This is a genomic window from Acidovorax sp. FG42, assembly GCF_057809195.1.
Map to the genome: position 1 here is coordinate 37334 of NZ_JBMDJM010000026.1, position 23296 is coordinate 60629.

General features: G+C 57.9%; 21 protein-coding genes. 15 read left to right on the forward strand and 6 right to left on the reverse strand.

Annotated features, from left to right (window positions below):
• Positions 1–145: 145 nt before the first annotated feature.
• Positions 146–1327 carry a methionine adenosyltransferase gene (gene metK, locus ACODSM_RS21505; protein WP_015012644.1) on the reverse strand — a complete coding sequence of 394 codons (1182 nt, stop codon included), beginning with the start codon at positions 1325–1327 and terminating at the stop codon, positions 146–148.
• Positions 1328–1459: 132 nt separating this feature from the next.
• Between metK and ACODSM_RS21510 the strand changes: the two genes are divergently transcribed.
• Positions 1460–2323 (forward strand): lysophospholipid acyltransferase family protein, encoded by an 864-nt coding sequence (locus tag ACODSM_RS21510; RefSeq protein ID WP_488806844.1) that lies wholly within the window; start codon positions 1460–1462, stop codon positions 2321–2323.
• Positions 2320–3201 (forward strand): lysophospholipid acyltransferase family protein, encoded by an 882-nt coding sequence (locus tag ACODSM_RS21515; protein WP_291445463.1) that lies wholly within the window; start codon positions 2320–2322, stop codon positions 3199–3201. Before ACODSM_RS21510 ends, ACODSM_RS21515 begins: the two co-directional genes overlap by 4 nt.
• A gap of 48 nt (positions 3202–3249) precedes the next feature.
• On the opposite strand, the gene ACODSM_RS21520 is transcribed toward ACODSM_RS21515, so the two are convergent.
• Together ACODSM_RS21520 and yihA are read right to left on the reverse strand one after the other, a co-directional pair.
• A complete protein-coding gene (locus ACODSM_RS21520) occupies positions 3250–4158 on the reverse strand; it encodes an alpha/beta fold hydrolase (RefSeq protein WP_488806845.1) in 909 nt (302 codons plus the stop codon).
• A gap of 50 nt (positions 4159–4208) precedes the next feature.
• On the reverse strand, positions 4209–4964 hold the full coding sequence (yihA, locus tag ACODSM_RS21525) for a ribosome biogenesis GTP-binding protein YihA/YsxC (RefSeq protein ID WP_488806846.1): 756 nt from the start codon (positions 4962–4964) through the stop codon (positions 4209–4211).
• A gap of 72 nt (positions 4965–5036) precedes the next feature.
• On the opposite strand from yihA, the gene ACODSM_RS21530 reads away from it, so the two are divergent.
• From ACODSM_RS21530 to msrQ, 5 genes are all read left to right on the forward strand, one after another.
• A complete protein-coding gene (locus ACODSM_RS21530) occupies positions 5037–5666 on the forward strand; it encodes a c-type cytochrome (RefSeq protein WP_015012649.1) in 630 nt (209 codons plus the stop codon).
• A 146-nt stretch (positions 5667–5812) separates the two neighbouring features.
• A complete protein-coding gene (locus tag ACODSM_RS21535; RefSeq protein ID WP_488806847.1) occupies positions 5813–7966 on the forward strand; it encodes a cytochrome c biogenesis protein ResB in 2154 nt (717 codons plus the stop codon).
• The gene (ccsB, locus tag ACODSM_RS21540) at positions 7963–9312 is read left to right on the forward strand and encodes a c-type cytochrome biogenesis protein CcsB (protein ID WP_488806848.1); all 1350 of its coding nucleotides are present in this window, start codon (positions 7963–7965) and stop codon (positions 9310–9312) included. The genes ACODSM_RS21535 and ccsB overlap by 4 nt, the downstream gene beginning before the upstream one ends.
• Before the next feature lie 181 nt (positions 9313–9493).
• Entirely contained in the window at positions 9494–10498 is a 1005-nt protein-coding gene (gene msrP / locus ACODSM_RS21545) for a protein-methionine-sulfoxide reductase catalytic subunit MsrP (protein ID WP_295937818.1), read from the forward strand.
• A gap of 61 nt (positions 10499–10559) precedes the next feature.
• Positions 10560–11216 (forward strand): protein-methionine-sulfoxide reductase heme-binding subunit MsrQ, encoded by a 657-nt coding sequence (gene msrQ, locus ACODSM_RS21550; protein WP_488806849.1) that lies wholly within the window; start codon positions 10560–10562, stop codon positions 11214–11216.
• Between the two features lie 65 nt (positions 11217–11281).
• Here the strand turns inward: msrQ and ACODSM_RS21555 are convergent, their stop codons facing one another.
• Together ACODSM_RS21555 and lptM are read right to left on the reverse strand one after the other, a co-directional pair.
• Entirely contained in the window at positions 11282–12109 is an 828-nt protein-coding gene (locus ACODSM_RS21555; RefSeq protein ID WP_488806850.1) for an oxygen-binding di-iron domain-containing protein, read from the reverse strand.
• Positions 12110–12224: 115 nt separating this feature from the next.
• On the reverse strand, positions 12225–12431 hold the full coding sequence (gene lptM, locus ACODSM_RS21560) for an LPS translocon maturation chaperone LptM (RefSeq protein ID WP_110959755.1): 207 nt from the start codon (positions 12429–12431) through the stop codon (positions 12225–12227).
• 12 nt (positions 12432–12443) lie between these two features.
• Between lptM and cyaY the strand changes: the two genes are divergently transcribed.
• A complete protein-coding gene (gene cyaY, locus ACODSM_RS21565) occupies positions 12444–12773 on the forward strand; it encodes an iron donor protein CyaY (protein ID WP_110959754.1) in 330 nt (109 codons plus the stop codon).
• Positions 12774–12823: 50 nt separating this feature from the next.
• Here the strand turns inward: cyaY and ACODSM_RS21570 are convergent, their stop codons facing one another.
• Positions 12824–15217, reverse strand: coding sequence for a penicillin-binding protein 1A (locus ACODSM_RS21570; protein WP_488806851.1), 2394 nt, complete (start codon positions 15215–15217; stop codon positions 12824–12826).
• A gap of 267 nt (positions 15218–15484) precedes the next feature.
• On the opposite strand from ACODSM_RS21570, the gene ACODSM_RS21575 reads away from it, so the two are divergent.
• The 7 genes from ACODSM_RS21575 (at position 15485) to aroB (ending at position 23237) form a co-directional block, all read left to right on the forward strand.
• Positions 15485–16564, forward strand: a complete 1080-nt coding sequence (locus ACODSM_RS21575; RefSeq protein WP_488806852.1) for a pilus assembly protein PilM — start codon at positions 15485–15487, stop codon at positions 16562–16564.
• Complete coding sequence (locus ACODSM_RS21580; protein WP_488806853.1) at positions 16561–17181, forward strand: PilN domain-containing protein; 621 nt, start codon at positions 16561–16563, stop codon at positions 17179–17181. Before ACODSM_RS21575 ends, ACODSM_RS21580 begins: the two co-directional genes overlap by 4 nt.
• A gap of 1 nt (position 17182) precedes the next feature.
• Positions 17183–17842 (forward strand): type IV pilus inner membrane component PilO, encoded by a 660-nt coding sequence (locus tag ACODSM_RS21585; RefSeq protein WP_488806854.1) that lies wholly within the window; start codon positions 17183–17185, stop codon positions 17840–17842.
• Positions 17842–18387 (forward strand): pilus assembly protein PilP, encoded by a 546-nt coding sequence (locus ACODSM_RS21590; RefSeq protein ID WP_488806855.1) that lies wholly within the window; start codon positions 17842–17844, stop codon positions 18385–18387. Before ACODSM_RS21585 ends, ACODSM_RS21590 begins: the two co-directional genes overlap by 1 nt.
• Entirely contained in the window at positions 18384–20519 is a 2136-nt protein-coding gene (locus ACODSM_RS21595) for a type IV pilus secretin PilQ (protein WP_488806856.1), read from the forward strand. Before ACODSM_RS21590 ends, ACODSM_RS21595 begins: the two co-directional genes overlap by 4 nt.
• A 134-nt stretch (positions 20520–20653) precedes the next feature.
• Positions 20654–22042: an Ig-like domain-containing protein gene (locus ACODSM_RS21600; RefSeq protein WP_488806857.1), complete on the forward strand. Its 1389-nt coding sequence runs from the start codon at positions 20654–20656 to the stop codon at positions 22040–22042.
• A gap of 94 nt (positions 22043–22136) precedes the next feature.
• The gene (aroB, locus tag ACODSM_RS21605; protein WP_488806858.1) at positions 22137–23237 is read left to right on the forward strand and encodes a 3-dehydroquinate synthase; all 1101 of its coding nucleotides are present in this window, start codon (positions 22137–22139) and stop codon (positions 23235–23237) included.
• Positions 23238–23296: the final 59 nt, after the last annotated feature.

Below are 23296 nucleotides of genomic sequence, written 5' to 3' on the forward strand. Positions count from 1 at the left end.
ATACCGCGCTGTCAGCGCGGCGGGCTTACAGCCCGGCTGCTGTCCGCAGGGTCGCAGCTTTATCGGTCTTTTGGCCCGCGCTCACATTGCTGCGCGATATGAGCTTCGTCCACGTTCGGAAAGCCGCGCGTGCCGCGCGGAGGGCTTACAGCCCGGCTGCTGCCCGCAAGGCCGCAGCTTTATCGGTCTTCTCCCAGCTGAACTCAGGTTCTTCACGGCCGAAGTGGCCGTAGGCTGCGGTCTTTTCATAGATCGGACGCAGCAGGTCCAGCATCTGGATGATGCCCTTGGGGCGCAGGTCGAAATGCGCACGCACCAGCTTGGCGATCTGGTCATCGGGAATCACACCCGTGCCTTCGGTGTAGACCGTGATGTTCATCGGCTCGGCCACGCCAATCGCGTAGGCCACCTGGATCTGGCACTGGCGGGCCAGGCCTGCGGCCACGATGTTCTTGGCCACGTAGCGGGCAGCGTAGGCGGCCGAGCGGTCCACCTTCGTTGGGTCCTTGCCGCTGAACGCGCCACCGCCGTGGGGGCAGGCGCCGCCGTAGGTGTCTACGATGATCTTGCGGCCGGTCAGCCCGCAGTCGCCTTGCGGGCCGCCGATGACAAAACGGCCGGTGGGGTTGATCAGGTAGCGCGTGTCCTGGATCCATTCCTTCGGCAGCACGGGCTTGATGATCTCTTCGATGATGGCTTCCGTGAACGAGGCCTTCATCTTGGTTTGCGTTTCGCTCTGGTCAGGGTGGTGCTGGGTGGAAAGCACCACGGTGTCGATGCTGTGGGGCTTGCCGTCCACGTAGCGCATCGTGACCTGCGACTTGGCGTCGGGGCGCAGGAAGGGCAGACGGCCGTCCTTGCGCAGCTGGGCCTGGCGCTCGACGAGGCGGTGCGCGTAGTAAATGGGCGCGGGCATCAGCTCGGGCGTCTCGTCGCAGGCGTAGCCGAACATCAGGCCCTGGTCACCGGCGCCGGTGTTCAGGTGGTCGTCGCTCGCGTGGTCCACGCCCTGGGCAATGTCGTTGCTCTGCTTGTCGTACGCCACGAGCACGGCGCAACCCTTGTAGTCGATGCCGTAGTCAGTGTTGTCGTAGCCGATGCGCTTGATGGTGTCGCGCGCCACCTGGATGTAGTCCACATGCGCGTTGGTGGTGATTTCGCCTGCCAGCACCACAAGGCCGGTGTTGGTCAGCGTTTCAGCGGCGACGCGGCTGCGGGGGTCTTGTTTGAAGATCGCGTCGAGAATCGCGTCCGAGATCTGATCGGCCACCTTGTCGGGGTGGCCTTCGGAGACGGATTCCGAGGTAAAGAGAAAGTCGTTCGCCATTTGAATAAACTCCTGTGTTCCGGCATTTGGGGCGTTGCCCTCACCCCGAAGGAGATCTGGCGAACGCTTTAGCAGATTTTTTTAACGTCGCCCTGCAAGTTGCTCATTTAACTCAGCGACCCCTTTATTTTAATGCCAGTCGTCTTTCGATTCTTTTCCGTATTTCCGCTGTGGTTGCTGCACGTCATGGGCGCGGCCATGGGCTGGGTGGCGTTTGTGGCGTCTCCCACCTACCGGCGCCGGTTTCTCGCTAACTCGGCACTGGCGGGCTATGCGTTTGGCGATGTGCGCGCTGCCGTGGCCCATGCGGGCCGCATGGTGGCCGAACTGCCACGCCTGTGGATGGGCGCGACGATGCCCTGCGCACTCACTGGCGAAGCCTGTGTGGAGCAGGCGTACGCAGCCGGCCGCGGCATCGTGTTTCTGACACCGCACCAGGGCTGTTTTGAGCTTTCGGCCCAGGCCGCAGCGCGCCGCTGGAGCGCGGAGCGTGGCCCCATCACCGTGCTGTACCGCCCGGCGCGCCAGGCCTGGCTGGCCAAGGTGATGGAGACCGCCCGCAACCGCCCCGGCATGCTGGCCGTGCCCACCACGCTGGCGGGTGTGCGCCAGATGATCAAGGCCCTGCGCCGGGGGGAGGCCGTGGGCCTGCTGCCTGACCAGGTGCCGCCCGAGGGGCAGGGACAGTGGTCGCCCTTTTTTGGACGGGACGCCTACACCATGACGCTGGCCGTGCGCCTGGCGCAGCAGACCGGAGCGGCCGTGGTGCTGGCGCGCTGCGAGCGCCTGCCCTGGGGGCGTGGCTATGTCACGCATTTCGAGCCACTTTCCGCGCCGCTGTCCGCCGACATGGACCAGGCCGTGCTGCAAATCAACCAGGCCATGGAACATCTCATCCGCCAATGCCCCGAGCAATACCTGTGGGGCTATGGCCGCTACAAGCAGCCGCGCGGCGAGCCTGCTGCGGCGGAGCCTGCCGCAGGGGGCGCCGCATGAAGGGCCTCACAGGGCGTTTGGGCGTGGGGTTCATGCGGGTGCTGGCGCTGCTGCCGCTGCCGGTGTTGCGCGGCATGGGCTGGCTGCTGGGGCAGGTGGCATTTGTGCTGGTGGCGCCCCGCCGCAAGGTGGCACTGCGCAATCTGGCGCTGTGTTTCCCGGACTGGACCGAAGCGCGCCGCCGCGCCGTGGCCCGGGCCAGTTTTGTCGCGTTTTGCCAGACCTGGCTGGACCGCAGCTGGCTGTGGGCCGCGCCGCGTTCGGTGGTGGAGCAGCGTGTGCGCCTGACGGGCGCGGTGCACGAGCTGGAGGGCGACACACCCACCATTTTGTTTGCGCCGCATTTCTACGGCATGGACGCGGGGGGGCTGGCCTTGCCGCTGCGCAGCAGCCGTGCCTTCACCTCCATCTTTGCCACCCATCCCGATCCGGCGGTGGATGCCTGGTTCATGGCGGGGCGCCAGCGTTTTGGCGATGTGCGCATGCTCAACCGTTCGGACGGCGTCAAACCCATCATCGCCAGCCTGCGCAAAGGGGGCTTGCTGTACCTGCTGCCCGACATGGACTACGGCCGCAATGATTCGGTGTTTGTGCCGTTCTATGGCGTGACGGCAGCCACCATTCCGTCGCTGTCGCGGTTTGCGCGGCTGGGCCGCGCCAAGGTGGTGGGCGTGTATTCGCGCATGACGCCCACAGGCTATGTGGCCGAGGTCTCACCCGCCTGGGCCAACTACCCCACCGACGATGCCGAGGCCGATACGGCCCGGATGAACCGTGAACTGCAGGCCGTGATCGACACCATGCCCGAGCAGTATTACTGGGTGCACAAGCGCTTCAAGACCCGCCCGGAGGGCGAGCCCTCCGTGTATTCCCGCTGAAATATCAGCAAAAATGGCTTGATGGGCTAGTGCATCATGCGCTGATAGCTATCTTTTAGATAGCAAAGAACGCTGCAGCTCCATGGCCACGCGCTCGGGGTGTTCGTGCACGATCCAGTGCGATGCCTGCTCCACCTGCTGCACCTGCAGCCGGGGGATCCAACCGGGCAGGCCGTCGAGCAGGCCGGGCAGCAGGGCCGGGTCATCCATGCCCCAGAGCACCAGCGTGGGCACGTCCACTGTCAACATCGACTCGGGCAGGGTGATGGCCTGGGCGCCGGGGTCGCCCTCGCGCGGCGGGCGGATGGGGCTGGCGCGGTAGTAGTTGCAGGCACCCTGCAGGCCTTGCTGCCACAAGGCCCGGTACTGGGCACGCACCTCGTCGGTCAGCCATGCGGGGGCGCTGCCGTCCGGGGCGTTGAAAAAGGCGAACAGGCGGCGGAAGTCGTCTTCGGCCAGCAGGGTCTCGGCATCAGGCCTGCACAGGAAGTGCATGTACTGGCTCCCCGCCTGCTGGGCGGCGTTGTGCGACAGCTCGCGCACAAACGCGCCGGGGTGGGGCGAGTTGATGATGGCCAGGCGCTTCATGAGCTGGGGCTGCTGGTTGGCCAGGTTCCACGCCACGGCGCCGCCCCAGTCATGCGCAATCAGGCATTCCAGGGCGCTGCCGGGGCATTCGTGGGCGATCAGTGCCACCAGGTCCTGCACCAGGTGCTTGGCGCGGTACGCGTCCACCGCCTGCGGGCTGCTGGACGGGCCAAACCCGCGCAGGTAGGGCGCCACGCAGCGGTAGCCGCCGTTTTCGGGGCGGGCAAAGTGCAGCAGGAGTTCGTCCCAGATGAAGGCCCCCTCGGGGAACCCGTGCAGGAACAGCAGCACCGGGCGCCCGGGGATGCCGCTCACGCGGCAGTGCAAGGTGATTCCGTGGGGGAGGTCAACAGGGCTATCTTGGATCATGGCGCTATGCATTCTGTAGCTGCCAGCGCATGATGCAATTGCGCTTGCGGCTAGTTGGTCTCGGATTCGCTGGTGGGCGAAGGCGGGGTGGGGCTGCTGCCGTCCGCAGCCGCAGGGGGCTCTTCGGCGAGGGGCTTCACCGGGTGCGCCCACTGCCACAGCAACTGGGCCACTTCATCCACCCCTTGCTTTTTGAGGGCCGAGAACATCTTCACCTCGCCACCGCCGGCGTGCAGTCGCGTAATCGACAGCACCTTGGCCTGTTCGGCGCGCGTGAGCTTGTCGGCCTTGGTCAGCACGATGAGGAACTTGAGCCCTTCTTCCACGCGGGGGCGCACCACTTCGAGCAACGCCTCGTCCAGCTCGGTCAGGCCCAGGCGCGGGTCGCACAGCAGCACGATGCCGGTGAGACCAGGGCGGCTGACCAGGTAGTTCACCATCACCTGCTGCCAGCGCACCTTGTCCGAGCGCGACACGGCGGCGTAGCCGTAGCCGGGCAAGTCGGCCAGCACCGCGTCCATCACCCCCTGTTTGCCCAGCGAGAACAAATTGATGTGCTGGGTGCGCCCCGGCTTCTTGGAGGCAAACGCCAGCTGCTTTTGCTGGGTGAGGGTGTTGATGCAGGTGGATTTGCCCGCGTTGGAACGGCCCACGAAAGCGATTTCGGGTACGTCGATGGGCGGCAGGTGGTGCAGCTGCGCCGCCGTGGTGAGGAACCTGGCGGTGTGCATCCAGCCCATGGCGATTTTGGCGTCAGGTGCGGGCGGGAGAGAGCCAGCAACTGGCGCAGAGGGGGGTGTCGTCATGGGGAGTTGGGAGAGAAAGAACCATCATTGTAGAATCGCGAGGTTTTGCGCACATAAACACACACCCTCGATATGAAGTTGCTCGCCTCATTGCTGACGGCTGCCGCACTGGCAGCACCTGTTTTTTCGGCCTTTGCAGCGGGTGACGCACCCAAAGCGGCCAAGCCGGATCTCGTCAAAGGCGAGGCCAGCTTCACTGCGGTGTGTGCGGCTTGCCACGGCGCAGACGGCAACTCGGCCATCGCGGCCAACCCCAAGCTGTCGCAGCAACACCCCGAATACCTGGTCAAGCAGCTGCAGGAATTCAAGTCCGGCAAGCGCAACAACGCCATCATGAAGGGCTTCGCCACGGCCCTGTCGGACGACGACATGCGCAATATCGCCTACTGGCTCACGTCCAAGCCCGCCAAGGCCGGCTTTGCCAAGGACAAGGACCTGGTGGCCATGGGTGAACGCATCTACCGCGGCGGCATTGCCGACCGCCAGATCGCCGCGTGCGCTGGCTGCCACAGCCCCAATGGCGCTGGCATCCCTGCGCAGTACCCCCGCCTGTCGGGCCAGCACGCCGACTACACGGTGTCGCAGCTGAACATGTTCCGCGACGGCTCGCGCGCCAACAGCATCCAGATGACCCAGGTGGCCGCCAAGCTCAATGACAAGGAAATCAAGGCCGTGGCGGACTACATCGCCGGCCTGCGTTGAGTGATTGCTTGATATTTGTCATGCCCCGGCCTGATTGACCGGGCGGCACGGAACCTACCGCCAATAACAACCCCAAAAAGGGCGGGTCCATCGCAGCGATGGTCCCGCCCTTTTTCTTTCGCGCTTCGCAGACACCGCACCCACTCATGTCCGACAACACCCAGGGCCTTCGCATGAAGTCCGGCTCCCAGGCCCTGCGCGCCGGGGTCGAGCTGCTGTCTTCGATGCGGTTCGCCATCTCGCTGCTGACGGTGATCTGCATCGCCTCGGTCATCGGCACGGTGCTCAAGCAGCACGAACCTTCGGCCAACTATGTCAACCAGTTCGGACCGTTCTGGGCCGAGTTGTTCGGCGCCATCCAGCTCAACGCGGTGTACAGCGCCTGGTGGTTTCTGCTGATCCTGGCGTTTCTGGTCATCAGCACCTCTCTGTGCATTGCCCGCAACACGCCCAAGATCCTCACCGACCTCAAGGTCTACAAAGAGAACATCCGCGAACAAAGCCTGAAGGCGTTCCACCACAAGGCCGAGGCTGCGCTCAGCGACTCTGCCGAGGCCGAGGCACGCCGCATTGGCACGCTGCTGGCAGGGGGCGGGTGGAAGGTGCGCCTGCAGCAGCGCGATACCGCCGCCGGCCCAGGCACCGGCTGGATGGTGGCGGCCAAGGCGGGTGCGGCCAACAAGATCGGCTACATCGCGGCGCACAGTGCCATCGTGCTGGTGTGTGTGGGGGGCCTGCTGGACGGCGACCTCATCGTGCGGGCGCAGATGCTGCTGGGTGGCAAGTCGGTCTACACCGGGGGCGGGCTGATCGCCGATGTGAAGCCCGAGCACCGCCTGTCCGAGCGCAACCCTACCTTCCGGGGCAACCTGCTCGTGGCCGAGGGTACGCAGTCGAGCACGGCCATCCTGAGCCAGTCCGACGGTGTGCTGCTGCAGGACCTGCCGTTTGCGATTGAGCTTAAGAAGTTCATCGTGGAGCACTACTCCACGGGCATGCCCAAGCTGTTCGCCAGCGAAATCATCATCCACGACAAGGCCACGGGCGAGAAGACGCCTGCACGCGTCGAGGTGAACCACCCGGCCAGCTACAAGGGCATCGAGATCTACCAGTCGAGCTTTGACGACGGCGGCTCGCACCTCAAGCTGCGCGCCGTACCCATGGTGGCGGGGGCCAAGCCTTTTGATGTCGAGGGTGTGGTGGGCAACTCCACGCAGCTCACCAACAAGGGCGGAGGCCCCGGCAGCGATACGCTGACGCTGGAGTTCACGGCGCTGCGCACCATCAATGTGGAGAACTTTGGCGGCGCTGGCCCGGGCGGCAGCGGTGCCGACGTGCGCAAGGTGGACCTGCGCGAGTCGGTGGAGTCGCGCCTGGGCGCTGCCAACAAAACCGTCACCAAAAAAGAACTGCGCAACGTCGGCCCTAGCGTGAGCTACAAGCTGCGTGATGCGGCCGGGCAGGCACGTGAGTTCCACAACTACATGCTGCCAGTCGACACCGGCGACGGCGTGCCGGTGTTCCTGCTGGGGGTGCGCGAATCCCCGGCAGAGCCCTTCCGGTACCTGCGGGTACCGGCGGATGACAAGGGCAGCATGGACGGTTTCATGCGCATGAAGGCCGCCCTGGCCGACCCCCAGGCCCGGGAGCAGGCGGTGCGCCGCTACGTGTCGCAGGCCATGGACGCCTCGCGCCCCGACCTGGCCGAGCAACTGCAGCAGTCTGCCGTGCGCGCACTCGCGTTGTTCGCAGGGCGTGGTGTGGTTGATGGCAAGCCCACGGGCGGGCTGCAGGCCGTGTCGGACTTCATGGAGGCCAATGTGCCCGAGGCGGAGCGTGCGCGCGCAGGCGAGGTGCTGGTGCGCATCCTGAACGGCACGCTGTTCGAGCTGGCCCAGTTGACCCGCCAGCGTGAGGGCCTGCCGCCGCTGCCGCAGGACGATCAGACCCGGGGTTTTATGACCCAGGCCGTGCTCTCCCTCAGCGATGCGCAGATCTACCCAGCGCCGCTGGCGTTTGAACTCAAAGACTTCACCCAGGTCCAGGCCAGCGTGTTCCAGGTGGCGCGAGCCCCTGGCAAGAATGTTGTCTATCTGGGCTGCGCCTTGCTGATCCTGGGCGTTTTTGCCATGCTCTACGTGCGCGAGCGGCGCGTGTGGGTCTGGGTGGCCCCGCAGGATGGCCGCACCCACGCCACCATGGCACTGTCCACCAACCGCAAGACCATGGACGGCGACCAGGAGTTTGTCCAGCTCGCACAAAAACTGATCGGGGCATCGCCCCGCGAAGGCACCGCATGAACACCGCGACTTCTACCTCGACCGCTACCACGATCACCCTGAACGAGGGGTTCTTCGCTCGCCGCAACTGGTTGGACTGGCTGTTTGCCGCCATCGTGGCCGTGGGGGCGTTGTATGCGCTGCAGCGCTACGGGGCCTTCATGGATGTCTACGAAAAAGGCATTTTGCTGGGCGCCATTCCGAGCACCATCTGGCTGGGCTGGTTCTGGCGCCCGCTGCGCGTTCTGATGCTGGTGGTGGCGGCCGTGGCGCTCATGGCCATTGGCCTGTACCAGCAAGACGGGGCAGGCAGCCTGGCGCGGGCCGACACGGTGTTCGGCCTCAAGTATTTCCTGTCCAGCCAGTCGGCCATCCTGTGGATGAGCATGCTGTTTTTCATCAGCACGGCGTTTTACTGGGTGGGGATGTTTGCACGTGGCGAAGGCAAGACCATGAGCATGCTGGGCTCGCGCATTGCGTGGGTGGCGGTGGCTATGGCGCTCATTGGCACCCTGGTGCGCTGGTACGAAAGTTACCTCATCGGCCCGGACATCGGCCACATCCCGGTGAGCAACCTCTACGAAGTGTTCGTGCTGTTCTGCTGGATGACAGCGGCGTTCTACCTGTACTACGAAGAGCAGTACGACACGCGCGCGCTGGGTGGTTTTGTGATGTTGGTGGTCAGTGCTGCCGTGGGCTTTTTGCTTTGGTACACCGTGGTGCGCGAGGCGCATGAGATCCAGCCGCTGGTCCCTGCGCTCAAGAGCTGGTGGATGAAGCTGCATGTGCCCGCCAACTTCATCGGTTACGGCACGTTTGCGCTGTCGGCCATGGTGGCGTTTGCCTACCTCATCAAACAGCAGGCCACTGAAACCCGTTGGTACAAGCTGGCGCCGCTGTGGCTGCTGGGCGTGGTGCTGTGTTTCGAGCCCATCGTGTTCCGCCAGGGCGCGACGGAAAACGGCGGCAGCTACTGGATGGTCTACTTCGGCGTTTCGGCCTTCATCGTTGCGGGCATTCTGCTGGGCCGCAAGCGCATCGCGGCGCGCCTGCCCTCGTTCGAGATCCTGGACGACGTGATGTACAAGTCCATCGCTGTGGGCTTTGCCTTCTTCACCATCGCCACGGTGCTGGGTGCGCTGTGGGCCGCCGAGGCCTGGGGCGGCTACTGGAGCTGGGACCCCAAGGAAACCTGGGCCCTGATCGTCTGGCTCAACTACGCGGCCTGGCTGCACATGCGGCTTATGAAGGGCCTGCGCGGCACGGTGTCCGCCTGGTGGGCGCTGGTGGGTCTGGCTGTGACGACCTTCGCGTTCCTGGGCGTCAACATGTTCCTGAGCGGCCTGCACAGCTACGGCACGCTCTGAGAGGGCGAGCGCTGTTGACGATCCCTGCCAGATCGTCAACGGGCGCGGCGGGCATGTCGGGCATTCGCAGGCGCACAGCAACTATTGCGTCTTCGGTGTAACCTGAGCGGTCCAGGGAACGAACTAACAGTTGTTCTGCTCTACCGCTGCAGCTGTTTCACCCACCATGACCGGAGCCACCATGCTGATCCCCTCACGCGATTCGGGTTTCAATCACCCGCACTCCTCCGAAATCACCCCCCGCTCGGTCTACGAAGACCGCCGCCAGATGCTCAAGCTGATGGCGGGTGGTGCTGCCGGTGCCGCCATGGCCGCCTGGGCGGGTCGGGAGGCCCTGGCGCAGCAGGTGGCAGTCACGCGCCCTGGCAAGCTGGCGCCTTTGGCGGGTGCCAAGTCGGCAGTAGCGGGGGCGGTCTCCATGGAGAAGCTCACGGACTACAAGGACGCGAGCACTTACAACAACTTCTACGAATTTGGCACCGACAAGGCCGACCCCGCCCGCAATGCGCACACTCTCAAGACCAGCCCGTGGACGGTGGAAGTTGAGGGCCTGGTCAAGAAGCCCGGCAAGTACGGCATTGAAGACCTGATCAAGCTCAGCGCGCAGGAAGAACGCATTTACAGACTGCGCTGCGTGGAAGGCTGGTCCATGGTCATCCCGTGGGTGGGGTACTCGCTGGCCGAGCTCATCAAGCGAGTGGAGCCGCAGGGCAGCGCCAAGTACGTCGAGTTCGTGACCCTGGCCGACAAGGCCACCATGCCCTTCGTGGGCTCGCGCGTGCTGGACTGGCCTTATGTGGAAGGCTTGCGCATGGACGAGGCCATGCACCCGCTGACCTTGCTGGCCTTCGGCATGTACGGCGAAGTGCTGCCCAACCAGAACGGTGCACCGGTGCGTCTGGTGGTGCCATGGAAGTACGGCTTCAAGAGCGCCAAGAGCATCGTGAAGATCCGCTTTGTCGAAAAAGAACCAGGCACCGCGTGGAACAAGGCGGCCCAGCAGGAGTACGGGTTCTATTCCAACGTGAACCCCAATGTGGACCACCCCCGCTGGAGCCAGGCGACCGAGCGGCGTATTGGTGAAGACGGCTTGTTTGCCAAGAAGCGCAAGACGTTGATGTTCAACGGCTACGAAGCCCAGGTCGGCCAGCTCTACGCGGGCATGGACCTCAAGAAGTTCTACTGACCGCTTGGGCCTCGCTGCCGTCCTGGGCGGTGTGCGAGGCCACGGTGGTTCTTGAATCGCGATGCGAAAACTATTGCTCCACCCCGCCGCCAAGCCGGTGGTGTTTGTGTCGTGCCTGTTGCCGCTGGCGTGGCTGGTCTATGCCACGGTGGCGAACCAGCTGGGCGCCAACCCTGCAGAGGCGTTGATCCGCGTCACCGGTGACTGGACGCTGCGGGCGCTTTGCCTGGTGCTGGCGATCACTCCACTGCGCGTCATCACCGCCACCCCGCAGCTGGCGCGGTTTCGGCGCATGCTGGGGTTGTTTGTGTTCTTTTACGGAGTGCTGCACCTGCTGAGCTACAGCTGGTTCGACATGGGTTTCGACATCCCGGACATCCTGCACGACATAGCCAAGCGGCCCTTCATCCTGGTGGGCACATTGGCCCTGGTGTTGCTGGCCCTGTTGGCTGCGACGTCGTTCAACCGCGCGATCAAGGCCCTGGGCGGCAAGCGCTGGCAGGCGCTGCACCGCACCGTCTATGCGGTGGCCGGGTTAGCGGTGCTGCACTTCTTCTGGATGCGTGCTGGCAAGAACAATTTTGGTGAAGTCGCCATCTATGCCGCCATCCTCGGCGCGCTGCTGGGCTGGCGACTTTGGCACCGACTGCGCAAGCGGTCGGCTGCACCGGCCGGTGCAGCGGCAAGACGGACAGCCGCTGGATCTCCGGGAAGTTGAATGCTATTAAATTTATAGCTTCTTGGGCTTGTAGTTGTAGCGCTTGCAGTCGATTTGACCAACATTTACCCGTTGACTGTCCGCAGCGCAGGGCGCATCTGCCGGGTCACAGGGTCGATGTACGCGGTGGGAATCTGGTAGGCGCGGTCATCGAACAGGTCGATGCCGCACATCAGGTTCTCGATCCATTCAAAGAAGTCGCTAATGGCTTCCTTGCCCATGATCGGGGCACCATGCTGCGGCACGATCATGGCAATGTCGAGCTGCCGTGCCATGCGTGCCCACAGGCGCAGGATTTTGTTGGACACCATGTAGCGGCGGTGGAACCCCTCCATGCGCGGAATGTGCGCCTTGAGGTCAGTCACCGGCACACGGGCCTCGGCCCCCGACATCATCGATACGCCCAGGTCGCCTGTGAACAGGATGCGACTGACCGGGTCGTAGAAGTGGAAGTTGCCCTCGGAGTGCATGAAGTGCGCAGGCAGCAGTACCAGCTCATGGCGTCCCAGGGGCAGGTGGCCGCCACCGTCTGGCACACCGATCACGCGGTTTTCGGTTTTGCCCACCTTGGTGAAGTGCGGTGCAAAGCGCTCCCACACACGTGAGATCACCAGGTTGGCCTTGGTGCTGGTCATCCAGCGGTCCAGCGAGGCAATGATGTCCGGGTCTGCGTGCGAGGCGATCAGGTACGACAGCTTGTGGGGCGGGAAATGCTTGGTCATCCCCATGAACAGCTCGTTGAAAGCGAGGTTGCCGCCCGGGTCGATGATGGCGCCGGTGTCGTCGTCCACGATCAGGAACTGATTGGCCTGCACGGCCTGTCCATCTTCCTCAATGAGGTCGGTGAACATCAGGCAAGCATGATTTTTGTCGCGGTAGAGTTCCAGGGCCATGGCCATCCTGCGGTGCAATAAAGCGCAGACTGTACGAGTACCCCTAAGCTTTGTGCTTGATGGAAATCAAGCGAAACCGCATTGCCTGGCCATCCTGCGCAGGCGGCCGAATGTTTCAGCGTGGCTGCGAGGCGCTGGCCGCAGGCGACGGCGCAGTGTTGGTGTCGTTGCCCGGCGTGAGTGTTTGCGGCAGCGTGGCACGCTGGCTCGCTGCAGGGCCGGTCGGCAGATACAACGGCCCCCGCTGGCCACAACCGAAGAGGGCTGCCGCACTGGCAGCAAGGACAAGCGTCCTGACTAGAATTTGGGGAGCTTTCAACATGCGCAAATTGTAATGACCGACCTCGAATTCATGGACCACGCCGAACAACTGCTGCTTGCCGTCGAGCGCAGTTGTGATCGCATCAACGACACCTCGGATGCCGATGTGGACAGCCAGCGCTCGGGGGGCATGGTGACCTTGACCTTTCCCAATCGCAGCCAGATCGTGATCAATCTGCAAAAGCCGCTGCACGAGGTGTGGATGGCGGCCCGATCGGGCGGCTACCACTACCGTTTTGATGGCAGCCACTGGCAGGACACCAAAGGCGCAGGTGAGTTTTTTGCGTGCCTAACGCGCGACGCGTCACAGCAGTCCGGCATGTCGCTGCAGTTTTCTGCGTGACGGTTTTCGCCCCGCCAGCCTGAGGGGCTGGTGATGGGGCGTTGGGGCGATCAGTTACGGAACAAGTCCAGGATGCGACTGCGCTCTTCAGAAGGAGGAGGCGCCTGGGGGGCTACCGCCGGAGATACGGATCGGTCTTCCACACCCACGCTCGAAACACCCGCGTTGCGCGCGTATTCCTCGTAGAACCACTCGCCGCCCACATTCACGACACCGGGCGGCACCGTGGGCTCCATCACCGGCACACCCTTGAGCGCGCGCTCCATGAAGCTGATCCACACCGGCAGGCTCAGCCCGCCCCCGGTTTCCCTGCTGCCCAGATTGCGCGGCGTGTCATAGCCAATCCAGGTCACGGCTGCGATGGTCGGCTGGAACCCGGCAAACCACGCGTCCACCGAATCATTGGTGGTGCCGGTTTTGCCATAAAGATCGGGTCGCTTCAGGGTCGCCTGAGCGCGTGCTGCAGTACCGGTGCGGGTCACTTCCTGCAACAGGCTGCTCATGACAAAGGCGTTGCGCGCATCAATGGCACGTGGCTGTTCACTCAACGCGGGAGGTGTGATCTCAGAAATCACCCGGCCCTTGTGGTCGGTGACCTTGGCGATCAGCCAAGGATTGATGCGGTATCCGCCGTTGGCGAACACCGAATACGCAGAGGCCATTTGCAGAGGAGTCACTGAGCCTGCACCCAGCGCCATGGTCAGGTATGCAGGGTGTTTCTCGGGGTCGAATCCAAACCGTCCCACCCATTCCTGTGCCGTCTTGGGGCCTACGGCCTGCAGGATCCGGATGGAAATCATGTTCTTGGACTTCGCCAAGCCCGTGCGCATGCTCATGGGGCCGTCGTACTTGCCGTCGTAGTTCTTGGGCTCCCAAGGCTGGCCGCCTGTGACCCCCGCATCAAAGAACAGCGGGGCGTCGTTGATCACGGTGGCGGGCGTGAAGCCTTTTTCGAGCGCCGCCGAGTAAATGAAGGGCTTGAAGCTGGAGCCCGGCTGGCGCCAGGCCTGCGCTGCATGGTTGAACTTGTTCTTGTCGAAGTCGAAGCCGCCCACCAGTGCACGAATGGAGCCGTTGCGCGGGTCCAGGGCTACAAACGCGCCTTCCACTTCGGGCAGCTGTGTAATCTCCCAGGCGCCTTTGGGTGTCTTGACCACACGGATCACGGCGCCACGCCGTATCTTGATGTTGGGGGGGGCCTTGTCGCTGAGGCCGGATTGAGCAGGCTTCAGTCCATCGCCTGTGATCTCCACCGAGTCCCCGTTGGCACGGGCGGCCAGGATACGTTTGGCAGATGCCTCCAGCACCACCGCGGAGAGCACGTCGCCGTTGTCCGGATGGTTGGCCAGTGCGTCATCAATGGCGTCTTCCACCTCCTGAGCGCTGGCAGGCAGCGCCACAAACTTTTCTGGCCCCCGGTACTGCTGGCGCCGTTCGTAATCCATGATCCCACGCCGCAAAGCGACATAGGCCGCCTCTTGTTCTGCGGCGTTAAGGGTGGTGTACACATTGAGACCGCGTGTGTAGGCCTCGTTGCCGTACTGGGCAAAGATCAGCTGGCGGGCCATTTCCGCCACGTATTCAGCGTGGATGCGGGTGTTGTCGGGCCCCGTGCGGATTTTCAGTTCTTCTTTCTTGGCTTGCTCTGCTTGTTGCGCAGTGATGAAGCCGTTTTCTTCCATCCGCTCGATGATGTACTGCTGACGAGCGCGGGCACGTTTCGGATTGCTGATGGGGTTGTAGGCAGATGGAGCCTTGGGCAAACCGGCAAGCATCGCAGCTTCGGCGATCGAGACGGATTTGAGCGGTTTACCAAAATAAGCTTCAGAGGCGGCTGCAAAACCGTAAGCACGATTGCCGAGGAAAATCTGATTCATGTAAATCTCAAGAATCTGATCCTTGGTCAGCAAATGCTCCAATTTGAAAGTTAGTAAGATTTCGTAAATTTTGCGAGTAAATGTTTTTTCTGAGGACAGATAAACATTGCGCGCCACCTGCATGGTGATCGTTGAAGCGCCTTGGCTTTTTACCCGGCCCAGATTGGCGAGACCCGCTCGCAGAACGCCTTTGTAGTCCACCCCGCCGTGTTGAAAGAACCGGGCATCTTCAATCGCCAAAACGGCGTCTTTCATGACCTGCGGAATCTCGCCGATGGGTGTGAGGTTGCGACGTTCTTCGCCAAACTCGCCCAGCAAGGCTCCTTCCGCTGAGTACACCCGCAGCGGCAGTTTGGGACGGTAGTCCGCCAAGTCAGAGATGTCGGGTAGGTTGGGGTAGGCCACCGACAGAGCCACAGCAATTGTGAGCGCCAGGCCCAAGGCTGCGGCCGCCGCCAATCCCGTGATCCAAAGAGAGATACGAACCAACCAGCGAAGCCAACTGGGGCGGGTGCGAACAGGAGAGGAGTCCGACTTGTCGGAGGACTTCGAAGGGGAGGGCGGCATATCGCTCCGATGGGGTAAGACCACCCATTATAAAAATGTCCACCGCTGGGGCTCGAAATCCAATTTCGTACTTGGCAAGGTGCCGCCGAAAGGCTTCCGGTAGTGGCCGAGCGGTATTGCAGCGCCCAAAAATTTCGTCTGCTTTTGGCAACGCTCTTCTGATGTTGCAGGGGGAAAAATCTTTGCTGGAGAACTATCTTACTGATAGCATTCATGTGAAGTGTTAAGTTTTGTTGCCTCATTTTGGCAAGTTACAGGGGACCAATCTTGATCTCAATGGGGTCTTTGTTCAATCGCCAGTCTGCTCCGCTGCTGGGAATCGACATCAGCTCCTCCAGTGTCAAGCTGGTGGAGTTGGGACGCGATAAGGCGGGTAGTCTGGTCCTAGAGCGTTGCGCGATCGAGCCACTGGAGCGGGGCTGGATCACCGATGGCAACATCGAAAAGTTTGACGAAGTGGCGGACGCATTGCGTCGCTTGGTCAAGAAGAGCGGCACTAGAACCAAAAACGTGGCGCTTGCGCTGCCCCCTTCCGCAGTGATCACCAAGAAGATCACGCTGCCAGGTGGTATGACCGAGCAGGAGCTTGAGGTCCAGGTGGAATCCGAGGCCAACCAGTACATCCCGTTTTCGCTCGACGAGGTGAGCTTGGATTTTTGCGTTATCGGTCCCAGTAAAAATGCACCAGGGGATGTTGACGTTCTGATTGCCGCATCCCGGCGTGAAAAAGTCCAAGACCGGCAGGGTTTGGCAGAGGCCGCCGGGTTGAAGCCCGTGGTGATCGATATTGAATCCCATGCATCGCGACTGGCTGCTGGGCGCCTCATTGAAGCGCTGCCGAATAAAGGCGTGGATGCGATGGTGGCGCTTTTCGAGGTGGGAGCCCTGACGACCAGCATGCAGGTGATCCGGAACGAAGAGGTTCTGTATGACCGCGATCAAGCCTTTGGCGGTGCCCAACTCACTCAGTTGATTGTTCGCCAATACGGTTTCTCGGTGGAAGAAGCCGAGAGTAAAAAGCGTAGCGGCGACTTGCCAGAAGACTATCAATCAGCGGTCCTTCGTCCTTTTGTCGACAGCATGGCCCAAGAAATTGGCCGGGCCCTGCAATTCTTCTTCACCAGCACGCCACACAACCGCGTAGACCACATCATGTTGGCGGGAGGATCGGCCCCGCTGCCGGGGCTTACAGAGGCTGTCACCCAGCAAACCGGTTTCGCATGTAGTGCTGTCAATCCTTTTGATGGCATGGAAATCGGAAGTTCCGTGCGACTGAAAAAAATGGTGCGCGAAGCGCCGTCCTACCTGACCTCTTGCGGTCTCGCTATGCGGAGGTTTCTGCAGTGATTCTTATTAATTTGTTACCTCATCGTGAGGCGGCTCGCAAACGTCGCAAGGAGGCATTCCAGGCGACGATGTTTGCATCTTTTCTGATGGGTCTTGCTATAGCTGGAGCTATTTATTGGTGGTTCCAGATGATGATTACTGATCAGCAGAAAAAAAACGATTTTCTCCAGCAGGAGATCAAAGTTCTGGAAGGGCAAATTAAAGAAATTGCTTCCATCGAAGATGAGATAGCCTCTCTTCGTGCGCGTCAAAAGGCGGTTGAAGATCTTCAGTCTGATCGAAATTTACCTGTTCACCTACTGACGGAGTTAGTTAAGCAATTGCCGGATGGAGTCTACGTCACCGCAATCAAGCAGGCCGGGCAGACGATCACAATGCAGGGTATGGCCCAATCAAATGAACGTGTTTCCGAGCTACTGCGTAATTTGGCAAGCAATACGCCTTGGCTTGCCAAGCCGGAATTGGCTGAGATTACGGCAGGTACTGTCGCAGTTTCGCAGCGGGACCAACGTCGGGTTTCGGCTTTCAATTTGAGATTTCAATTAGTTCGGGCTAGCGACGCTAGGAAGTCTATTGAGGCTGCGGGTGCAGCCGCGTCATCGCAGGGAGGTAAATAAGATGGCGAAAAAGGGGAAGCTGACAAGCGTTACTGACTATCTAGCGGTGATTCAGAATCAGTTTAGAAATTTGGATACAAAAGATCCGTCGTTGTGGCCCGCGACGCCTAAGCTGATCCTTTGCATTTTTATAGCAAGCGCTGTCGCTGTAGTTTGCTGGTACGCTTTCTTGCAAGAATATGAAGTGCAACTCGAAGGCGAGCGCAGCAAAGAAGTATCGTTGCGTACCGACTATCAGCAAAAACTAGTCAAAGCTGTTAGTTTGGATGCGCTCAAGAAGCAGCGGGAGCAGATTCAGCAGTATGTTACTCAGTTGGAAAAACAGCTCCCGAGCAAAGCCGAAATGGCGGCTTTGCTTTCCGATATCAATCAATCTGGCTTGGGGCGGAGTTTGCAGTTTGAATTATTCCGACCTGGACAAGTAATTGCGAAAGATTATTATGCTGAGTTGCCCATCGCCATTAGGGTGACTGGGAAGTATCATGATATTGGTGCCTTTGCGTCTGATATCGCTCACCTCTCGCGTATCGTTACATTGAATAATATATCAATAACGCCGGGTATTCGTGACGGCTTGACTCTCGATGCGACAGCCCGTACTTTTAGATATCTTGATCCTGACGAAATTCAAGCTCAGAAGAGGGCAGGGGGGGGGAGATAATGAGATTATTTTTTGCATTCCCTCTCTTTGTTGTATTAGCGTTTCTTTTGAGCGGCTGTGGCCCAACAGGCGAGGATGAGTTAAGAGTTTGGATGGCGGAGCAACGAGCCAACACGAAGCCGACTGTTCAACCCTTAACAGAGCCGAAAAAATTTATTCCCGAGCCTTACGCGCAAGATGGAGTGGCAGACCCTTTCAATCAGATCAAGTTGACCCAGGCGTTAAGGCGTGATTCGAATCAAGCGGCTTCAAATGCAGTTTTAATTGCTCCGGAAATGGCACGCCGCAAGGAAAGTTTAGAGGCCTTTCCATTGGATTCCATAGTTATGGTTGGCAGTTTGAACAAATCAGACTCGCCTACGGCTTTAGTGAAGATTGATAATTTGATTTACCAGGTAAAAGTGGGAAATTATCTTGGTCAAAATTATGGGAAAATTGTTCGAATCACTGAAAGTTCGATTCAGCTGCGTGAAATTGTACAGGACGCAACTGGGGACTGGGTAGAGCGCACTGCATTGCTTGATCTACAAGAGGGTAGAAAATGAAACAAAATAGTATTACGCTTTTTAATTATTGCCGCTCGTTTGTTGTCGGCGTTTCAGCCCTTGCGATTTCTTTTTGTGCTTCTGCTCAGGGGGCAATCAGTGCTGTGTCTGCAAGCGTGCAAGGCGGATCTGAAACGGTGAAGATTGACTTCACCGATTTTATTCCCGCCCTGCCAACTGGTTTTGCTACGCAGCTCCCAGCACGAATTGCGCTTGATTTTTACGGAGTCGATAATTCTTCGGGAAAGTCGCTTTACGAAACTAATCTGGGTAATTTGAGATCGGTGAGTATCGTCCAGGCTGGTGAGCGGTCGCGTGTGGTATTGAATTTGAAGGTCCCTGCTGCTTACAAGACCGATATCCGAGGGAAATCGCTCTTCATTTCTTTGGACCCTGCGATTGGTTCGTCTGGCAATTCGGAAACTTCAACCACATTTGCTGAAGGTCAAAATAGCAATATTTTACCCCTGAGGGATATAGATTTTCGTCGCGGCTCTGATGGCGCTGGTAGGATTGTGGTTAATCTTGCTAATAATCAGGTGGGAGTTAATCTGCAGCAGCAACCGAAAGGTATCACGGTGGACTTCTTGCGCTCCTCTCTTCCTGAGGGGCTGCGTCGCAGATTAGATGTCACCGATTTTGGAACTCCTGTGCAAACTGTTACCACGTCGCAAACTGGTGAACGGGTTCGCATGTTCGTTGAGTCCAATGGGGATTGGGAGCACAGCGCGTATCAAAGCGATAATCAGTTTGTCATAGAAGTCCGCCAGAAGAAGGTTGATATAAGTAAATTAACACAGGGCCCTGGATTTTCCGGAGAAAAACTTTCGTTAAACTTTCAAAATATTGAAGTGCGATCACTTCTTCAGGTTATTGCTGATTTTACAAATTTTAATATCGTTACTTCAGATACTGTTACTGGGGCTTTGACACTGCGGTTGAAGGATGTGCCTTGGGATCAGGCTCTTCAAATTATCATGGATGCCAAAGGCTTGGGCATGAGAAAGACAGGTACTGTGCTATGGATTGCTCCAAAAGACGAGATTGATTCGCGGACAAAGAAAGATTTTGAAGCCGCGCAGGCGATTCAGAAACTTGAGCCATTGAAGACACAGGCGTTTCAGTTGAACTATGCAAAAGCTGCTGATATTGTTACGCAGCTGACGAATAGCGGTGGTAGTACCGGGGCAGGAACGTCAACCCGATTTTTGTCGGAGCGAGGAAGCGCGATATCGGAGCCCCGAACTAACCAGTTGTTCGTCACAGATACTCCCAGTAAGATTGAAGAAGTGCGCCTGCTTCTGGCAAGTCTTGATGTGGCTGTGCGCCAAGTTTTAATTGAGGCTCGCATTGTGGAGGCACGAGACACTTTTGGCAGGTCATTGGGTGTTCGTTTGGGTGGTACGGACCTGCGTGCTAACCGAGGCGGTGATGGTGGATACGGAATCGGCGGCAACAATCGCATTGCATTTGGTACTTCATATGATAACGCCGTTGCATCTAGTGGTGCCGGTGGAGCGGTGATTACAAATAGCAACTTTGTAAATTTGCCTGCAAGTCTCTCAAATGTGAACAGCGTTGGTAACTTTGCTCTTTCTATATTCAACTCGGCCGCCAACAGATTTCTCACACTGGAGCTGTCTGCTATGGAGGCAGATGGTAAGGGACGTATCGTTTCCAGCCCTCGAATTATTACGGCGGATCAAACAAAGGCCCTGATCGAACAGGGTACTGAATATCCTTATGCTGTTACGGCTCCCAATGGTGCGACTACTTTAGCCTTTAAGAAAGCGGTTTTAAAGCTCGAGGTTACTCCGCAAATCACGCCTGAGGGTAATATTATTTTAGATTTAGATGTAAACAAAGATAGCCGTGGTGAAACAACGACCCAGGGGGTTGCAATCGATACTAAGCATGTCAAAACACAAATTCTTATAGAAAATGGAGGGACTGTTGTGATTGGCGGAATTTTCGAAATGGAGGAGACGACCCAAGAGAATAAAATTCCCCTTCTCGGCGATGTCCCAGTTGTTGGAAATTTATTCAAAAATAGAACTCGGGAATCGGCAAAGCGTGAAATGCTCGTTTTCATAACCCCTAAGGTTATTACCGAGCGTAGTGCGAATCGTTAACACAGGTAGGGGAAAAAATGCAATTCTTACGAGTTATTTTGGCTGCTTTATGCACGCTGGCAATTGGTGCGTGTGGGGGGGGGGGGGGTAATCCAGGTTCGCTGCCCGGGACTGGTGCTCAGCCGACAGGTTCCTTGCAACTGAAGGTCGTATCCGGTAACAACGCAGATGTATCGACCTTCTCTATTACGGCCTCAGAGAAAACTGCCAAAGCAAGAGCATTGCTAAAGGACCGTGCTGGCGCTCCAATTGCTAATACTATTGTGACCTTCAGCGAAGTTGGTAGTGGTTTGCTTAAATTCAGTCCTGACTCAAAGACCGCTCTTACAAATGCTAATGGAGAGGCAGAGATTGATATTGAAGCTGCTTCTGCGACTTCGATAGGTGCTACCTCGGTGTCTGCAACTGCTGAGATTGCCAGTGCTGTTGTAACAGGTAGTCAAAACTTATCTATTACCAGCGCTGTGGTGATTGGTGTTAATCCCCAGCTGGTCGCAAGCGCCCTGAATTTTATTAGTGTTGACCCTTCCGATAAATCAATTGTAATAGCTGGTTCTGGAGGAAATGGGCGGTCCGAGTCGGCAATTCTTCGCTTCAGGGTTGTTGATAAGGACGGCAACCCAGTTAAAGATGTAGTGGTGGATTTTGCGGCAGTGCCCACCACTGCCATTACCTTGAATGTGCCATCGGCCAAGAGTAACGCTGACGGTATCGTCGCGACATCGGTATCCTCTAAATCAATTCCAACAGCTGTAATTATTCGTGCTTCTGTAAATAGTCGTGATATTTTTTCTCAGTCTGATCAGTTGACGGTAACAACGGGTGTTGCCGTGTCCCGGGGTTTTGATTTATCGGCGTCGAAGTTTAATTTAAATAACGATATTTCCGGAGATAGTTCAGTTATCCGAATCGGCATCGTAGACCAGAATGGGAATCCTGTTTCCGATGGTGTTCCGGTTATAGCAACCGTTGATTTCGGGCGAGTTGGCACTTCTGGGCGGGGAGGGTGCACTACCGTTAATGGATTGTGTTCTGTGGAATATCAGGTGCAGAATCCTCGTCCGGCTGACGGACAGATGGTCAACGTTACTGTATCTACACAGGTCGGAAGTGGTGTGCAAATAAGCGATTCGATTCGTTTAAGTAGCACTAGTGTAGGTGATGTTGATTTTTATAATGAAAGTGGCATGTTGGTTGAGTCGATCTCTTTAGCTCCTACGGATTTTGACCCCAAATGCAAGGCAACTCTGCGGGGACAAATTGGAACGCCGGCGGGCATGCCTGCACCATTTGGTACTATTGTGGATTTAAAATCGTCGAGTGATATTGTCGCGGCTTCAGTGGTTTCTGGTAGCCCAACATTGGATTCTCGTGGCTTAACTAGAACGCCAATTACGTTGCAATTCGAATTGAAAGATGCACTTGTGAGTGGGCGTGCGAATATCGAATTTAAGTTCACTGCTAACTCTATTGTTGGTAATAGGTGGAAGAATATTTCCTTTCCGGCTTGTACGCCAATATAGGTACTATAAATGAGTTGATCTAAAGAGCGGCGAAAGCCGCTCTTTGTGTTTCAATTGTTTGTAGATATTTTATAATTTATATATGGTGGTCTGAATGATTATTGATTCCTATAGAGTGCGTGTTGAGCTTGGAGCTCGTGGCTACGATGTAGTAATAGGCACTAATCTGGATATTTTTCAGTTGTTGTTGCCATATAGAGGTGGCTTGTCTGCACTGGTCGTGACAAATGATAAAGTTGGTCCAATTTATTTGCAAGATTTGGTAAAATCTTTGGAGGGAATTTATCAAAAAGTGCTTACAATAACTGTTCCGGATGGAGAGATTTATAAAAATTGGGAAACATTAAATCTAATATATGATGTTTTACTAAAAAATGATTGTGATAGAAAGACTGTACTCTTCGCTTTGGGTGGTGGGGTTGTTGGTGATATAACTGGATTTGCTGCAGCAAGTTACATGCGTGGTGTACCATTCATTCAAGTTCCGACAACTTTGCTTTCTCAGGTGGATTCTTCAGTTGGTGGAAAGACTGGGATCAATCACCCTTTGGGTAAAAATATGATTGGTGCTTTTCATCAACCAAATCTAGTAATATGCGACATCGGAATGTTGAAAACATTGCCGGACAGAGAGTTAAGTGCTGGTTTTGCTGAAATTATTAAATATGGCCCTATATTTGATATGGAATTTTTTGCTTGGCTGGAAACTGCCATGCCACGATTGTTGGCTAAAAATGTACTGGACTTGGCGTATGCTGTGCAGCGCAGTTGTGAGATTAAAGCTGAAGTGGTTGGAGAGGATGAGCGGGAATCGGGCGCGCGCGCTATATTGAACTTTGGTCACACCTTTGGACATGCGATAGAATCTGGTTTGGGTTATGGCGTGTGGCTGCATGGGGAGGGTGTCGCTGCTGGAATGGTAATGGCGGCAGAATTATCCTATCGGCTAGGGTTGGTTGAGGAGAGCTTTGTTAGTCGCTTGCGAAGATTGATCGAACGTGCTGGCCTACCTGTTAAGGGTGCAATTTTAGATTCTTTTGATAATGCTGGACGTTATCTTCAATTAATGAAAATTGATAAAAAATCAGATGCAGGAGATATTCGCTTCGTATTGATTGAGGAGCCTGGCAAAGCGATCGTCCGGGCTGCGCCAGAGGCGTTGGTTCGGGAGGTTATCGAGGCTTGTTGTGCTTGAATAGCTTAGACCGGCTAACACGACCGCTCGACAAAGCGCGAGCAGATGATTGCTCCGGC

Bases quoted from the DNA above. Each gene is read 5' to 3' on its own strand.
- aroB (WP_488806858.1), top strand. From the start codon at position 22,137: ATGATTATTGATTCCTATAGAGTGCGTGTTGAGCTTGGAGCTCGTGGC.
- ACODSM_RS21535 (WP_488806847.1), top strand. From the start codon at position 5,813: ATGTCCGACAACACCCAGGGCCTTCGCATGAAGTCCGGCTCCCAGGCC.
- ACODSM_RS21515 (WP_291445463.1), top strand. From the start codon at position 2,320: ATGAAGGGCCTCACAGGGCGTTTGGGCGTGGGGTTCATGCGGGTGCTG.
- msrP (WP_295937818.1), top strand. From the start codon at position 9,494: ATGCTGATCCCCTCACGCGATTCGGGTTTCAATCACCCGCACTCCTCC.
- msrQ (WP_488806849.1), top strand. From the start codon at position 10,560: ATGCGAAAACTATTGCTCCACCCCGCCGCCAAGCCGGTGGTGTTTGTG.
- cyaY (WP_110959754.1), top strand. From the start codon at position 12,444: ATGACCGACCTCGAATTCATGGACCACGCCGAACAACTGCTGCTTGCC.
- lptM (WP_110959755.1), bottom strand. From the start codon at position 12,431: ATGTTGAAAGCTCCCCAAATTCTAGTCAGGACGCTTGTCCTTGCTGCC.
- metK (WP_015012644.1), bottom strand. From the start codon at position 1,327: ATGGCGAACGACTTTCTCTTTACCTCGGAATCCGTCTCCGAAGGCCAC.
- ccsB (WP_488806848.1), top strand. From the start codon at position 7,963: ATGAACACCGCGACTTCTACCTCGACCGCTACCACGATCACCCTGAAC.
- ACODSM_RS21590 (WP_488806855.1), top strand. From the start codon at position 17,842: ATGAGATTATTTTTTGCATTCCCTCTCTTTGTTGTATTAGCGTTTCTT.
- ACODSM_RS21530 (WP_015012649.1), top strand. From the start codon at position 5,037: ATGAAGTTGCTCGCCTCATTGCTGACGGCTGCCGCACTGGCAGCACCT.
- yihA (WP_488806846.1), bottom strand. From the start codon at position 4,964: ATGACGACACCCCCCTCTGCGCCAGTTGCTGGCTCTCTCCCGCCCGCA.
- ACODSM_RS21520 (WP_488806845.1), bottom strand. From the start codon at position 4,158: ATGATCCAAGATAGCCCTGTTGACCTCCCCCACGGAATCACCTTGCAC.
- ACODSM_RS21585 (WP_488806854.1), top strand. From the start codon at position 17,183: ATGGCGAAAAAGGGGAAGCTGACAAGCGTTACTGACTATCTAGCGGTG.
- ACODSM_RS21570 (WP_488806851.1), bottom strand. From the start codon at position 15,217: ATGCCGCCCTCCCCTTCGAAGTCCTCCGACAAGTCGGACTCCTCTCCT.
- ACODSM_RS21595 (WP_488806856.1), top strand. From the start codon at position 18,384: ATGAAACAAAATAGTATTACGCTTTTTAATTATTGCCGCTCGTTTGTT.
- ACODSM_RS21555 (WP_488806850.1), bottom strand. From the start codon at position 12,109: ATGGCCCTGGAACTCTACCGCGACAAAAATCATGCTTGCCTGATGTTC.
- ACODSM_RS21510 (WP_488806844.1), top strand. From the start codon at position 1,460: ATGCCAGTCGTCTTTCGATTCTTTTCCGTATTTCCGCTGTGGTTGCTG.